General features: G+C 40.7%; 14 protein-coding genes. All 14 read right to left on the bottom strand.

Features of this window, described 5'->3' with window-relative positions; translation table 11 throughout:
- Positions 1-2 precede the first annotated feature (2 nt).
- Positions 3-1,130 carry a beta-ketoacyl synthase N-terminal-like domain-containing protein gene (locus ABVT42_RS11930; RefSeq protein ID WP_353895967.1) on the bottom strand — a complete coding sequence of 376 codons (1,128 nt, stop codon included), beginning with the start codon at positions 1,128-1,130 and terminating at the stop codon, positions 3-5.
- Complete coding sequence (locus ABVT42_RS11925; RefSeq protein ID WP_353895968.1) at positions 1,127-2,170, bottom strand: beta-ketoacyl synthase chain length factor; 1,044 nt, start codon at positions 2,168-2,170, stop codon at positions 1,127-1,129. The genes ABVT42_RS11930 and ABVT42_RS11925 overlap by 4 nt, the downstream gene beginning before the upstream one ends.
- Position 2,171: 1 nt before the next feature.
- Positions 2,172-3,422 (bottom strand): beta-ketoacyl-[acyl-carrier-protein] synthase family protein, encoded by a 1,251-nt coding sequence (locus ABVT42_RS11920; protein ID WP_353895969.1) that lies wholly within the window; start codon positions 3,420-3,422, stop codon positions 2,172-2,174.
- A gap of 45 nt (positions 3,423-3,467) precedes the next feature.
- Positions 3,468-3,713: an acyl carrier protein gene (locus ABVT42_RS11915; protein ID WP_353895970.1), complete on the bottom strand. Its 246-nt coding sequence runs from the start codon at positions 3,711-3,713 to the stop codon at positions 3,468-3,470.
- 70 nt (positions 3,714-3,783) lie between these two features.
- Positions 3,784-4,575, bottom strand: a complete 792-nt coding sequence (locus ABVT42_RS11910; RefSeq protein ID WP_353895971.1) for an SDR family oxidoreductase — start codon at positions 4,573-4,575, stop codon at positions 3,784-3,786.
- Complete coding sequence (locus ABVT42_RS11905; protein ID WP_353895972.1) at positions 4,565-5,563, bottom strand: hypothetical protein; 999 nt, start codon at positions 5,561-5,563, stop codon at positions 4,565-4,567. Before ABVT42_RS11905 ends, ABVT42_RS11910 begins: the two co-directional genes overlap by 11 nt.
- On the bottom strand, positions 5,563-6,798 hold the full coding sequence (locus ABVT42_RS11900; protein WP_353895973.1) for a beta-ketoacyl-[acyl-carrier-protein] synthase family protein: 1,236 nt from the start codon (positions 6,796-6,798) through the stop codon (positions 5,563-5,565). Before ABVT42_RS11900 ends, ABVT42_RS11905 begins: the two co-directional genes overlap by 1 nt.
- Positions 6,799-6,814: 16 nt before the next feature.
- On the bottom strand, positions 6,815-7,300 hold the full coding sequence (locus tag ABVT42_RS11895; RefSeq protein WP_353895974.1) for a hotdog family protein: 486 nt from the start codon (positions 7,298-7,300) through the stop codon (positions 6,815-6,817).
- Complete coding sequence (locus tag ABVT42_RS11890; RefSeq protein WP_353895975.1) at positions 7,297-7,704, bottom strand: ApeI family dehydratase; 408 nt, start codon at positions 7,702-7,704, stop codon at positions 7,297-7,299. Before ABVT42_RS11890 ends, ABVT42_RS11895 begins: the two co-directional genes overlap by 4 nt.
- Positions 7,688-7,942 carry an acyl carrier protein gene (locus ABVT42_RS11885; RefSeq protein WP_353895976.1) on the bottom strand — a complete coding sequence of 85 codons (255 nt, stop codon included), beginning with the start codon at positions 7,940-7,942 and terminating at the stop codon, positions 7,688-7,690. Before ABVT42_RS11885 ends, ABVT42_RS11890 begins: the two co-directional genes overlap by 17 nt.
- A gap of 50 nt (positions 7,943-7,992) precedes the next feature.
- Positions 7,993-8,745, bottom strand: a complete 753-nt coding sequence (fabG, locus tag ABVT42_RS11880; RefSeq protein ID WP_353895977.1) for a 3-oxoacyl-[acyl-carrier-protein] reductase — start codon at positions 8,743-8,745, stop codon at positions 7,993-7,995.
- Between the two features lie 2 nt (positions 8,746-8,747).
- Positions 8,748-9,905 (bottom strand): beta-ketoacyl synthase N-terminal-like domain-containing protein, encoded by a 1,158-nt coding sequence (locus ABVT42_RS11875; RefSeq protein WP_353895978.1) that lies wholly within the window; start codon positions 9,903-9,905, stop codon positions 8,748-8,750.
- A 13-nt stretch (positions 9,906-9,918) separates the two neighbouring features.
- The gene (locus ABVT42_RS11870; protein WP_353895979.1) at positions 9,919-11,166 is read right to left on the bottom strand and encodes a beta-ketoacyl-[acyl-carrier-protein] synthase family protein; all 1,248 of its coding nucleotides are present in this window, start codon (positions 11,164-11,166) and stop codon (positions 9,919-9,921) included.
- On the bottom strand, positions 11,159-15,658 hold the full coding sequence (locus ABVT42_RS11865) for an SDR family NAD(P)-dependent oxidoreductase (RefSeq protein WP_353895980.1): 4,500 nt from the start codon (positions 15,656-15,658) through the stop codon (positions 11,159-11,161). The genes ABVT42_RS11870 and ABVT42_RS11865 overlap by 8 nt, the downstream gene beginning before the upstream one ends.
- Positions 15,659-15,661: the final 3 nt, after the last annotated feature.

Below are 15,661 nucleotides of genomic sequence, written 5' to 3'. Positions count from 1 at the left end.
GATTAACTCCTGGAAACAACAGCAACAGCATTAACGCCACCAAAACCAAATGCGTTAACTTGTACATTGTTAACCGACTCAGCAGGTAGGTTTTCAGCCAGCAATTTAATTTGTGGTGCACCTTCAATCGGATCAGAAAGCCCAAAAATAGGTGGCACTTGATTGTTTTGCATACTTTTAATTGCAGTAATAACACTAATTAATCCCGATGCACCTGATGTGTGTCCGATGTTTGGCTTAACACCAGTCACATAAAGATCACGAGTTCTATCAGCAAAGTATTGACCTGTCGCTGCCAACTCAACTTCGTCATTTAAAATAGTGCCGGTACCGTGAACAAATAAAGCATCAATTTCATTGGCAGAAACACCTGAACATTTGCTGGCATCATTCATCGCTCGTACCAGACCATTTTCTTCTGGTGCGGTATCTTGATAAGCATCACAAGAAAAGCCAACTCCTTTTAACCAGGCTTGAGGTTTGCTGGTTGGGTCTTTTTCCAGAACAACTGCCGCAGCACCTTCCCCCATTATCACGCCACGGCGATCCTGATTAAAACTACGTAATACTTGTGGGTTCATTGGATTAACTCGATCCAGTAAACCAAACATACTTTCGGTAATTGAATCAGTACCCGCGGCAATGGCGCAATCCAATTCGCCAGATTCAATCATGTCCTTCGCCATACCGAGTGCAAAATTCGATGCAGAACAGGCATTGCAGAAAGTATAAACTGGAATATCTTTAGGCAAATTTTCAGTTACTGCTTTAGCAAAATGTAATCGGTCAAGCGTAACCGGAACCTTTTTGTTATGCCATAGTTCAACAGAACGTAACTCTCTAAGTCCCGTACCAACAAAAATTGCACAGCGTTTACCGGACAAATCAATATTAGACTGCTCAATTGCCGCTTCAATTGCTTGTTGCAACCATTCACTGGCACGATAAGGTCTATCTTCACCATCAACACGATCATCAATTTCATAAGCATGTTGTGAGTTGAATTTGTTTGCATCAAATGATTTCAATGGTGCATTGCCATCTTTATGCTGACAAAGGGCATCATAAAATTCATCTGCATTGCTACCAATACAGCACTTTACCGCCAGGCCGGTAATACCAATACTCATTGTTGTTCTCCAGTTTTTAAAATAATCAAGCCGACTCTTCCGCGCGGATCAAATGTTACCGATATCGCGATTGAGTTTTCTTGTTTGGTGTAACTATTATCTGCAAGTAAAAGTGCTAACTGCAGACCACTTGTTGCTGATAAACAATCAGCCAGATAATCATTCGAACAAACCTGTTTTGCATTACCATTTGTTAACGCTTGATTTAACTGTGTAACGATTTGACTTTCTCGTGTAGTAAATTGATTAAAACAAATATGAGAAATCAATTGACTCTCAATTCGATGATTATCAAGAATGCGATGAATTTCTTTAGCCAACTTGTCAACTATCTCGTTCGACTCTAATCGATTAAAATATGCATAACGTTTGCTAAGCAATAATTGAGTATCAGTCGCAGACTGTGATTGGTTACCGACCCAAAACAGTGCACACCCTTCACCCAGAACCTGTTGGTGTGCAATTTCTTTGGGTAAGAGAGCTTGCGAATAGTCAGAATATTCTTCGACACCACCCACCAGAAGTTGCTTAACCCGTGTATTCTTAAAACAATTAGCGGCATATTCAAAAGCCGACACGGTAGATTGATAGCCACCAGAAATTGTTGTATTAACACCAGTAAACTGATGCCAGATACTAACTTGCCCTGCAGCACAATTCATTACCGTTTGTGGAAACTGAATAGGATTAATCCATTCAATCATTTCCTGTTCGTGAATATCACGAATAAAATCTACCTGACTTTTAATGCTGCCTGTAGCAGTTCCTAAAATAACACCAACTTCATTTTTATTAGCAAATGCTTGTAAGTGAGAATCAACAATTAGCTTTGATGCAGTAGTCGCGTAAGCACCAAGCTCGTCCATATTACGCACACCTTTTTTACCCAGGTAATCTTTGCGATTAAAAGCCTCAAACCTAAATGCTTCGTCAAATTGCAAATCATTATGCACAAATAGTTGATTAATTTTTTCTATAAACTTTTCTTTGCCGACCGCCAACGGAGAAACCACCGACCAATCATAAATATACATCGACATTTTAGTTATCTCCCATAGATTCGGCGAAGCGTTTAAACAGGACAATTGCGTTATTTCCGCCAAAAGCAAAGGCATTGTTTTGTACAACATTCAACGTTACATCGCGAGACTGATTAGCAACGCAATCAATCGCACACTCAGGATCTGCCTCAGAAAAATGTATTGTCGGTGGCATAAATTCATTTTTTAACGCCAGTGTACAAGCAATTGCCGACAAAGCACTGGCAGCTCCCATCGTATGCCCAAGCATAGATTTTATAGAACTCATTGGGGGCATATCATGATTAAAAATCTGTTTCATTGCCGAAGTTTCCACCACATCATTAATGGCAGTTGCCGTACCATGTGCGCAAATATAATCAATTTCCGCTGGTGATATATTGCAACGGCTTAAGGCATCTCGATTGCATTGAACAATGCCTTCTTCATTTGGCTGCATAACATGGTGGCCATCACAACTGGCGCCATAACCTAAAATTTCAGCGTATATTTTTGCGCCACGCTGTTTGGCGCTTGCTAAAGATTCAAGTATTAGAATACCAGCACCTTCACCGGGTAAAATACCTTTGCGATTAAGATCAAAAGGCATACAGCTCTCTGGCGCTAAAGCACCAATGCGATAAAAACCGCCAAAATTCTTGAGACACTGTGCATCACTCCCACCACAAATAACAAAATCAGCTTCACCACTTTGTATTTTGTCAAAAGCATAACCAATTGAGTAATTGCCAGCAGAACATGCGGTCGCAATTACCATCGAATCCCCTTTCAAATTGAACACATCGACAATCGAATCTGGAATCGCTTCAGCGGTAAGCAATCGAGGGAATAGGTTCGTATTTTTCTTATTACTGTTTTCAATATAAGCCAACGTATATTCATCAAATACAGCCGACTCGCCATCGGTTGTACCAATCACAACGTCTATATTTTTTTCTGACAATAGTGATTTATCAATACCACTATCCAACAACGCCTGCTGTGTCGCTACCACAGCCATTTGACTGCTGCGCCCCAAGGCGTCAAAATTAACCGGTTGTTCGGCAAGTGATATCTCATACTGGTTAGCATCAAAACCGCTCACTTCACAACCAATATGACTGGGAAATTTCTCAGTATCAAACGACTCAACTACAGATGCCCCATTGCAGCCATTTTTTAGTGCACTTAAATAAGCCTCTATACCGATCCCGATACTTGACACGACGCCAAGCCCACTAATTACAACTCGATGTTTATCTGATGTTTTCATATCAATTTATCTACTAAGAAATTTACCAATCACTATAAGAATTTATTAAGCTTCGACGTATTGATCGACAACTTCATAAATTCCTTTTAAGTTAACCATACGAACCAATTCATCTTGTGGAATCTTGGCTTTGAAATTTCTTTCCAAGCTAGCAAGAATTTCAATAGCACGTAATGAATCAGCATCGTGATCTTCTTTGAACAAACTGGTTTCTGTTATTTCATCTTCTTCAATTTCTAAAATATCGCAAACCATTTCTTTTATTTCTTCATTTCTTTCTTCAATAGACATGACTGCCTCCTTATTGAGTTTTAGTTAAGTTAAAATTTGAAAATTTTTATTTTCAGTTAAAGAGAATCGATTAGATGGTAAGAATTTCACCGCCATCAATATTTATGACATTCCCGGTCATCCAGGAATGCTGCATTTCGCTCAGGTCGCGCAATGCAATACCAATATCTTCAGGGGTCGACAAACGCCCATGAGGATTAAAACTCTCAGCACGATGAATCAGTGCTTTAAATTCGGGTATTTTCTTCAGTGAAGGGGTATCAGTCACACCTGCGCGAATCGCATTAACCATAATGCCAAATGGAGCCAATTCGGTTGCTAACTGTTTACAGTGTGACTCAAGCGCACATTTTGCTGCCGACACTGCCCCATAATTTTGTGAATACATCACACTACCGCCACTGGTCATGGCAAATATCTTTCCGCCTCTTGGCAATAATTTTTTCTCCCATAAATCCTGTGTCCAATAAACCAGGCTGTGCGCCATTACCGACAACGTCATGTCCATCTGATTTTTCTGCATTACCACTTCGACATTTTCCGTTTTGATAAAAGGGAGCAGCGTGCCAAATGCTAATGAGTGCAACATCAGCTCAACACCTTGCTCGCCGGTAATTTCAGCTATTTCCTCAACAATTGCCAAGCGCTCTTTTTTACTATCTGCATTTCGATTAAAAAATACAACACGTTCACTATTTTTTTCCAGTGCACTTTTGAGTTCATTAATTTCCTGCTCTCGCTCAGCTATATCAAAGTGTACGCCTAAAATATTCCATCCGGCTTCACTTAATGAGCGGGCACAAGCTTGTCCGATTCCACTTGATACACCTAAAATAAGACACCACTTGTTTTTAGTCGTCATTCTTTTCTCCAACATTTTTGATAATTTCTATCATCGATAATTGACCGGCAGGACTAATTGCAACAATCAACCCATCTTCTTCGTCATGGCAACGACGAGCCAGTTTTAAAACGGCATCAAGGCTGCCTAGCTTCATTTCCGGAGAATCAATTAATCCACGTGTTAATGGATTTCCCAGCTCAGCAAATATATCCAATAAAATTTCACTAACCGCATTACTGTGAGGCTCATTAATGCGTGACAAAGCAATATTAATTTTATTTTTACCCATTAAAACTGGCGACAATGCATCGTGCAATATTTGACGAAAATCATCTCGGTTACTGGTAGTTGGTGGTAAAAACAGACTTATGGTTTTACCGATTTGCGCAATCGTATTTTCATCCTTTGATGCCGATAAAGCGACAGCACAAGCGCCGCCAGTCGTTCTTACTGGAATACGGTTAGCCAAATAAAATTCACTGTCCTCTTCACAACTACCAGTAATCGCATAAGTAGCTCGTCCCGTCATGATTGCCGTCTTAGCCTGAATAATCGCTTCGAGTCCGGCAGTTATGGGATTCATCAAAGTAATATTAAAAGCTTTTGCTCGATTTTTAATAGATAATGCACCAGTGCCAACATTGGCACAGAAGTTTGGGGCCAACATGGGGTTAATTCCATCGGCACCGCTGGTTAAAATCGCTTCGTCCATTTGATCAAGTGTTTGGCGAGTACAGCTGTTACTACCTATAATAATTCCCTTACTCACCTCATCAATTGAATCAGTAAACTCACCTCGATTAGCAGGTAGTTTTTTGATCGCGGCTAACATATATTGAGTTGCCAGAGAGAAATATTTATAGCCTCGCCCACCTAAATCGAGCTTTGGCTCAAACCAGTTTTCTCTTGATAAATTTGCAACTTGATGATGCTCATATAAAACCAGATCTTCCACTGATTTAACACCAGGTACCATTGGCGCAACGCCTGCAATATAAATATTCATTATCGACCTACCACTACCGAAATATTATTTCCACCAAATGCATAGGCATTAACTAAAACTTGATTGATATCACGTTGCAATGGCTGCTGGGTTGGAATAGGCAGGGCAAAACCATCAGTGAGATTTTTCAAATGTGCCGTAGTTGGTACCAACTGATGCTTTAACATCAAGCAAGCGACTAATACTGAAAAAGCCCCTGACGCACCACCACTATGACCCAATCTAGACTTAATGGCAGTGACTGCTGGCTTATTCTCATTCGATGCAAATATCTTATTCAAAACCTGTGCTTCAAGCGCATCATTTAGCGGCGTGCCGGTCCCATGAGGTAATATGCAATCAATATCATCAGCCCTTAAGCCGCTATCGTTTAATGCTTGTAGTAGTGCGCGCTCTATTTGTACGCCACTGGGTTCTGGGGCAGTTGGCTGATGTGCATCACAGCTCCAACCTGATGCCTTATATTCGCCATAAGTTGTAGCTTGTCTTCGTTCAACACTTTCTGCTGACTCAAGCACAACAAAAGCGGCGCCCTCACCTAATACAGTACCATTGCGCGCTTCATCAAATGGCCGACACTGTCCTTCATCTAATGCACCTAAACGATTAAAACAAGACAAAACAATTCGTGATGAAGATTCAACACCACCGGCCAACATAATATCGGCTTCGCCCGTTCGAATTTTCTCAGCCGCCAAATCAATACCATACAAGCCAGAAGTACAAGCATTACTAATTGTTAAGTTAGGACCGAATAATTTGAATTGCTCAGCAATCATTGCAGATAATTCAAAAGGAAATTGTAATAAAGCATTAGCCTCTGTGTGATCCATTTCAGATGTATCAATTTTTTGCTGTGCGGCCGCTTGCGTCTCTCGTGAATCTTCTAAAGCAGACTCATCACCCATAGTTGTACCAACAGATAATCCAGCCAGTCTTAAATCAGTTGGTTGCAAAGCCGCATCTTTAATTGCCTGATAAACAGCACCCAATGCTAACTGATGAGAGCGCCCCACCGCTTTTTGATTCAAGCTATCTGATGTAGTCTGTGGTTGAGCAAATTCAGGCAAAGTATCGCTACAGCTAAAAATATAACGGTTGTTAATTCGATCAGAAAATTCCGCAAAGCCTTTGACTGGGTCATAGGGTTCTCCGAGCAGTTTCTGCCAAAGTTGTTCTACATTTTCCCCGCCAGGAAAAATTACTCCCAGACCGGTTATAAAGACTTTTTTCATCACACATCCAACCTTATTAACCAAATAACTCTTTGCTAGGTCTAATCGCAATAACAACGCTCTCGACTGTTGCAATAGACACTAATTCATCTCGCCCTGGACGTCTTGCTTTTACGGCGCCGCCAATAACAACGGTATCAGGTAATTCTTTGACAATCTCAACATGATGCTCCAGCACATCGCCGGGATAAGCATTTTCGGTTACCGCCACGCCCAATACTGAACCAGCTAACATAACATTATCGACATCAACATCGATTGACTCTCGACTACGCATACAAAGTAACGCACCAACTTGCGCAAAAGATTCAATAATCAATGACATGGGATAGCGCAAGTCAGCTTGACTCGCTTCATCTGTCACCTGTCGATAGCAAGGTTCATTTAATGTAATATTTTTAATACCAATACACTTGACGTTTTCTTCTAACAGCGTCACCGCATCAACCATTAAAAAAGGATATCGATGAGGCAGTGCTTTTCTTATATCAAAAGCATTCATACAGCACTCCCATAACTGACTTTTATTCGAGCAAAAATGGTTTCCGCATATGACAAGGTTGCCTTCATCAACAATTGACCTTTTTTCTCGGCAAATTCACAGTGACAGTTGACTTTCATACCGGGTGTTACTGGTGATAAAAATCGAGCGCTTAGAATTTCCGTCAATATATTCTTCATTTGTTTTTCGCGTAAATAGGTTTCACCCAAAAACAAAACATACTCAATCATCATTACACCAGGCAAAATTTTATTTTGCGGAAAATGTCCTTCAAAAACCAACACATCATCAGCAAACATCCGCTCCGCCGATATTGCTGAGTCAGCAATATCGAACTCACCGATTTGAAAATCGAAGTTAACCGGAAAAGGTCTTTTAACCTGGCTATTATTCGAAGTTTGCATTCTTCTCTACCAGCGCTTTATAAACATTTTCAACCGTTGTTAAATTTTTGATATCTTCTTCCTTAAACTTGACGCCGTATTCCTTTTCCATTGCAACCATAACTTCAAGACCCATTAACGAACTCAAACCCAAATCTTCCATAAAATGATCTGTGTTAGAAAACTCTTCTTCCAAATCTAAAACATCCGTTAACAGCTCTTTTAGCTCTTCAATGTGTTTTTCGTTGATAGCGACCATTATTTTATTCTCCAGTTACGTTTAAATTTAAATAAATCTTTACCAGCAAGTTATACGGTAATTCCACCATCAATTTGCAATATTTGTCCGGTCATATAACTTGATTTTTCCGAACATAAAAATGAAACCGCATGAGCAATATCTTCAACATTACCAATTCGTTTAAGCAATATTTTTTTCTCCAACAGCTTTTTGGCTTTATCTGTCATCCCACTAGTCATATCCGTTTCAATTAAGCCAGGTGCAACAACATTAACCCTGACGTTATATCGTCCCATTTCTTTCGCTAAAGCTTTTGAAAATCCGATAATTCCGGCCTTTGCCGCTGAATAATTGGTTTGACTTGGATTACCATAAACACCAGATACCGATGACAAATTAACGATAGAACCTTTTGCTTGTCGGATAAAAGACAAGGCGGCAGATCGACAAACGTTAAATACGCTATTTAAATTAGTATTAATCACCTTATTCCAATTCTCAGGATCCATCAGTGGTAAAGGTGAGTCAGCATTAATGCCTGCATTATTTACAACCACAGATACTTCACCAAAATTTTCTTCAATTTCTTCAAACATTTTTTTCACTGCGGCATAATCACTCACATCACATGCAACGACATAAGCTTTTTTACCCAGCGATTCAATTTGTTGTTTAACTTCATTCGCTGCATCAACATTACTGTGATAGCAAAAAGCAATATCAAACCCGTCTTTAGCTAACTGAATGGCAACAGCTCTACCAATACCGCGAGAGCCGCCGCTTACAAAAGCAATTGAAGCTGATTGATTTTCTTCACTCATGATTATTGTCCCGTTTGTAATGTCATAAAGGCATAACTACCAGCAGCATCAATCGAATTGATTAACACGGCGTTATTTCTTTCAGTTTTTGATAAATCATTGATATGCATTAGTCCTTGATACAAATTAAGACTGCCGCTGGCACCAAGTGAGTGTCCGAATACCGATTTATTATTCAACAACATAGTGTCACTTTTTATAGTGTCACTTTTTATAGTGTCATTGTTCAGTTGGGTGGTTTCGAAAGCTTGTGCCAATCCCGCTTGCTCAATGGCACCAAGTGGCGTGTCGGCATCAGCATCACAAACAACCGCTTCAATTTTTTCTGCACCACTGCGTTTTAACACTTTACTTAGCGCACCAGAAACAGCTTGAGCATTTAGTCCATTTGGACAAAACCCATACTGCCAGCCACTAATATCAGCATAATGCTTAAGTCCCGCAAAACGTTCATCACCTTTTCGATGTAATAAATAAAGACAGGTTGCTTCACTTGTGTGGAAATTTTTACCTTGTAACCTGACATAATCCTGATCTTTATCGGCTAACAGCTTTTTCTGAATAAAGGGATGATTCATTTCTGAACCTCCGGCAAAAACCACATCGGCTTTACCTGACAACAAATACTCAGCCCCTTTAATTACAGCGAGCAAGCCCGATGAGAAGCCACCATTAATGACTGCGTTAGGACCGGTAAAACCATATTCAATGGCTGGCTGTCCAGAAATGGAATTGAAAACAATACCCGGAAAATATAAAGGGCTTAGACCTAGGTAGTCATTTTCTCGTCCTTCAAAGCAGGTCTGTTTAAAATCAAAAATGCAACCAATTCCTGCAAACACACTTCCCAAAACCAGTCCAACGCGATCGGCTGGTAAGTCTTCTAGCGCAATACCAGCATCCCTCATCGCGGCAGTGACCATTGCGATAGAACGAATTGTTACATCATCTAACGGACGCAAATAACGTCGCTTGAAGTAATCAGCCGGTTTAAAGTTTTCGATAGTGTCTTTCAGCGGAACATCGTTGCCGGCATTAACCACTGAGTGATTTGCTGTAACATTTTCACCATGCGGTGTAATAATGCCGATGCCGGCAATACTAATTTGATCATTCATCGCTTCTAATGAGTTTTGTATAGATTGATTATTAGTCGACATTTCGAATATTTTCCTAGTTTTCTAGACGCGAAAATAATGTAGCAACATTACAACCACCAAAAGCAAACGAAATCGATAAGGCTCGATTAACCGGTATATGCAATGGCTCACAAGGAATATCCAGGCCGATATTTTCATCTGTTGTGGTAATTGGCGCGTTGGGTGGCACACAATTATTTCTAATAGATAACACCGAAGCGACACCATCGAGCGCGCCAGCCGCCCCCAGCGTATGGCCAGTTGCGCCTTTGATTGAGCTAACTTTAATTCGTGCCACTTCATTACCAAAAGCGCCATGTATACCACGAGCTTCCATCAAGTCGTTTAGCTCTGTTCCCGTACCATGAACATTAATATAATCAACTTCAGCAGGAGAAAGTGATGCCTCATTGAGACACAGGTTAATTAATTCTTCACAGCGCTCACCACTAGCAATTGGTGCCGCGAAATTTTTGGCATCACAATTCAATGCCCAGGCCGTCACTCCAACTTCAGGCTTTAAACCTCTGGCAATCGCACTTTGTCTTGATTCAAGTACCAGTATTCCAGCCCCCTCACCCAGCAACATACCTTCCCGATCTTTCTGAAATGGCGTACACTTTTCGCTTGCCAAAGACTTCATGGCATAAAATCCAAAAGTCGGTAATAAAGTGAATGCATCGGCACCACCACATAAAACAATATCGGCTTGTCCTGAACGAATGAGATTGACGGCTTCACCTATTGCATGATTGCCCGACGCACAAGCAGTCCCAACCACATACGATGGACCATTAAAATTAAAAGCCTGAGAAATACTATGGGCTATTTTTTCATGTCCATATTGAGCGAATGCGTTTTGATGTAATTGCATTTTGTGTACGTCAAAGTCATCGCAATTAAACCAGTCTTCATCGAAGGCATTTTGTTCAATTGAATCATTCGTACCGCAGGTTGTTCCCATAACAACAGCGACCGTATGCTTGGCTGGATCAATGTCAGCTAAGCAAGAATCTTCAACTGCTTGTGCTGCAGCATTAAGCGCTAACTGTACAGCGCGGTCTTGCTGCGAGAAAATTTCTCTCATTAATTCACTGGCAGGGGACAAAGTTCCCATATAGCCACCAAATTTAAATGGCGTTTGCTTTTCTTCAAGCATTGCCTGATGTTTTAAGCCCGTCTCGCCGGCCAGCAAGTTTTGCCAAAATTCATTAATGTTGTTACCTATACTGGCATTTACACCAAGACCACTAATTACAACTTCACAATTTGCATCAAACATCAGCAGTCTCCAAAGCATAATTGGCTGAAGGATAGTTTTGTTGGAAAAACTCGATCAGATTAGCTAATGTTGGATAATCTAATAACAGCGTTTGTGAAATACTGCCAAAACGATTTTCTTTTTCTATCTGAGTAATCAAATCCATTTGAGCAATTGAGTCGAGTCCTAAATCAGACAGTTCCAATTCCAAATCATCATCATTCAAATCGAGTTTTAAATTGCTGGCAAACAACCAGAATAGATAATTTTTAATTTCATCAAAGCTAGCAACCTGAGCATTTTCAGCTTGTTCTGCATAACTGACATCTGCCCCAGAATTATTCGTTGTTCGCTCCAAATCTGATTGAGCTCGCGAGGTTTTGGCTTCTACACTAGCAGGCATAGGCTTAAGTGCCATACGTCCATTCAACACATCAATACTGGTATTGCTGTATAAAACGCCCGCATGAAATGATTTGGCGGTAATGGCCTGCTCAAGTAATGCAATACCATTTTCATTGGGTAATGGATGCGTTAAAAAGTGATTAATATAACCCGGCAAGTGCTCTTCGCTAATTTTCATTCCGCCATCTTGCCAATAAGGCCAACACAAGCATGCAACATTTAAGGTGGAACTATTCGATGCCTGCGTAGTTTTTTGTATCGAGCGTTGAGCATGAAACTGCGCGACAAGTTGTTGCATTCCATCGAGTAAACCGTTGGCAAAAGCATAATCAGACTGTCCCCGATTTCCCATCAATGAAGTAATCGAAGAAAATAAAACTAACTGCTTGATTAAGTTTGAATCCAACATGGTGAACAAATTAAACAGGGTCTTCACCTTCGCTTGCATTACACTCGCAAAGCCTTGCCAGTTTTTATTCATTATCGTAGCGTCAGCAACGATACCCGCACAGTGCACGATACCAATATTTGCCTGTTGCCATGAATCACTCGAAAGTATACTTTGCAGTGCCTCAGGTGGATTTGATTCTCGAGTTAAATCACACTGTACATAAACCGCTGAACACTCTCTCGCTGCTGCATCATTTTTGGTATAGGCGGAAAAACGTTGTTGATGCGCAGAACTTTGTGGTGAACGTCCCAGCATAATCACTGAATATCCCTTGTTTAAAAGCATTTCAGTGGTTAACTGTCCCAATGCGCCTCCGGCTCCGGTAACAATCCAGTGTTTGACGTCAGTCTGATTAGCCGACTCAATTGTTACCGGTGAGTTCTCGAGATAAAAACGTTGCGCTCGGGCATAACGAATATATAACTGATTGGCCAGCTGTTCACATTCCTGACGTAAAATCGACTCTATTGGTTCTTCAAGTTGCGCAGTTTCGATATCAAGCATTCGATAACGTACACGATTCATTTCTTGATTCAGCGTCATGAGTAATGCTTTAACAGCATGACTAATCAGGTTGGCAACTGGTGTTCCCGCAGCAACAACCACAATAACTTCGCAGTTAATATTTGTGCCAGCCAATAACTTGGCTAAATTAAACAAACGCTGAGCGTGATATTCAATAACTGTTTGATAAGCTGAATTTAAGTCACCAAGTGCTTCAACTTGATGCGTTGCCAAATCATCAATCGTCAGTAAAATACGTGGCGTTGCATGAACCGCGCTTTCAAGCCATTGTATAAGCTCTCGCGATGTACTCTCTAAATTCTCATCGAGAGAAGCATCCCATATAATTTTTCGCCAGTATTGGGGGGTATTTAAATCAGTGAACTCCCCACTTTTGGTGAGTAAGGTGCAAACTGGTCGTCCAGGTGCGGCATTGTTAGCATCTTTCTGCTTGATTTTTTCAACCGCTACCGGCTGCTGATTGAATAAAAGTACATTGTTATCTAACGACTTATCTTGATAGACCCTTAAAACAAAATCGTTAATTCTCGCCAAACAAATGCCATTATCATCAATAATCTGGATGTCATATTTTTTAGATTCAGCATTTTTAAGTTGTGCAATCACGTTAACAAAAGGTTGAAGACGCGCAAAACGAATACAAGCGCCCATCTGAAATGGTAATACGGTTCCCTGCTTACCCTGACGGATAAATAAATGACTCATGGCGGTTTGAACCGCACCATCAAGCAAAGTAGGATTCAACCCATAACTATTATTAAAGCCATCAGTATCACTGTCGACAAACCAGTCATCCAGTTTTAATCGAGCAACCGCTAAGGTTTCGTTATACACATAATCTTTAACAACTTTAAAACGAGCAAGCTGAACAATGCGAGTTATGCCAAAGTTTTGGTATATCTGTTCTTCGGTCAGCTGATTTGAGCAAGCAGCTTTTAACGTAGCTAGCTCACTAGGTTCAACCGTCTTTGCTAAAGCATCAGAACTATCTATAGCTGGGTTGGGTGTTTTAATTTTTCCAGTAACATGCTTTACTTCACCAGCTTGTGAGAAAACTTCAAACCGATAATCTGTACCTTGCAGACTCACTTCAATTTGTAAATCAATAAAGGCATTTTCTCTTAAGTTAACCGGCTCCAAAAACCATACATCATGCGCCTGGACTTGTTCATTATTTAGATAAATTCGCGCAGCAGACATTGACATTTCAACGAGACAGACGCCAGGTAATACAGGATTCTCCTGAATCCAATGTTCATCCACATAATATTCCGTTCGACTCAGGCGTTTTTTAAAAATACCTTTATTCACATTTGAGCAGTTACTATCAATCAATGGATGAATGCGCGAAATAATTTGATGCGCAGACTCATTATGTGTTTTTTCATATAACCCGCTATATTCATGCAACCATGAACGTCTAGGTTCAAAACAATACTTGGGCAAATCAATTAAAGTAGCTGGGCAGTTTTGCGGTTGTAATGCAGCCACACTTATTGAATTATCTAACCAGTTTTGTACAGGTGTCGGAACTGGCTCTTGTAAATTTTCGGAAAAAACTTTTTGCTGCGAACCGGTACTTTGCAGAAATGCTTGAAGCTGAGCTTGCAACTCTTGCTGAGTGTTTACAATAAAAGCTACTCGGTACTCGAAGCTTTCGCGGCGTGTTAAGGTATAACTTAAGTTAATGAGGTTAACTTTTCTGTTAGTTAAAAACGTCAGTAACTCCTGACAGTAAGCCTTTGCACGTTCTTCATTGGTTGCAGAGACAGGAACAACCAACGGCATAATTTCAGCAATCAACTCTGCTGGTAGAATTTGATGAGCTTGTGGTGCTGTATAAGAGGCAATAATGCAATGGCTGTTAGTTCCACCAGCGCCAAATGAACTTAAACCTGCGATGAGCTCACCCGCTTCATTTTGCCAGGTTTGATTTTCAGTAACTAAGTAAAATGGCGAATTGGCGAAGTCAATTTTTTTATTCGGCTGTTGAGCATGTAAGGTCGCAGGTAGCATTTTGTGCTGCATGCTATATAAAATCTTAACTAAACCGGCAACACCTGCAGTTGCTTCACAGTGACCAATATTCGATTTTACGGTGCCAATTGCGCAAAACTGTTTTTTGTCCGTTGATTGTTGATAAGCCAGTTTTAATCCGGCAATTTCTATCGGGTCACCTAAGTCTGTACCGGTACCATGGCACTCAACATAGCTGATTTCGTCAGCCTTTACCTTGGCTTTATTTAATGCCGCTTCAATTACCGCTTTATGAGCCATTGGATTGGGAACAGTATAACCAGTAGCCTTACCACCATGATTGGTAGCTATGCCTTTAATCACCCCATAAATCCGATCACCACTTGCGACAGCATCCTGCAACCGTTTTAAAACAATAACGGCAACTCCCTCACTGGGAACATAACCATCACCGCCTTCACCAAAGCCGCGACACTTACCTTCGCTAGAAAGGAAGTTAGCGCTAGATAAAAACAAATACTTCGCCGGATGCAAATTAAGATTGACCGCACCAGCCAATGCCATATCGGTATCATTATTCAGCAATCCCTGAATGGCAATATCAATTGCGACAAGCGAGGAAGAACATGCGGTATCAACAGAAATACTTGGGCCTTTAAAGTCAAAAAAGTAGGATACGCGATTGGGAATTCCCCAATAGAGCGATCCAGCGCCTCGATAGGTATCATTTAAATAACCATATTCGTTTGCCAGCAGTGAGAATTCATTCCAGGTTACACCGGCATAAACGCCAACTTGCAAATTTTTATGACTGGCTTTACTGACATATCCGGCATCTTCCAAGGCTTCCCAACTACAGGTTAAAAATAACTTCTGCTGGGGATCCAGTTGTTCTGCTTCACTAGGAATAATTTTAAAGAATCGCGCATCAAATTGATCAACACCATTGATAAAGCCCCCCCACATAGAGGCAATTCGATTATCTGCTTTATTTTTGCTATACCAGCTTTGTACATCCCAGCGCTCTTTGGGAATTTCTGTAACCGAGTCACGTTGTTCAATGAGATTATGGTAAAAAATATCACCTCGATCAGCATCTGGGAATCGACACCCGATACCAATAACAGCAATATCATTTTGACTATTCGAATTCATGCG

It is taken from the genome of Aliikangiella maris, from assembly GCF_040719265.1.
In the GTDB taxonomy this organism is placed as follows: Bacteria; Pseudomonadota; Gammaproteobacteria; order Enterobacterales; family Kangiellaceae; genus Aliikangiella; species Aliikangiella maris.
The sequence above is the reverse complement of the archived record's forward strand: the minus strand, read 5'-3'. Positions and strand labels throughout refer to the sequence as shown.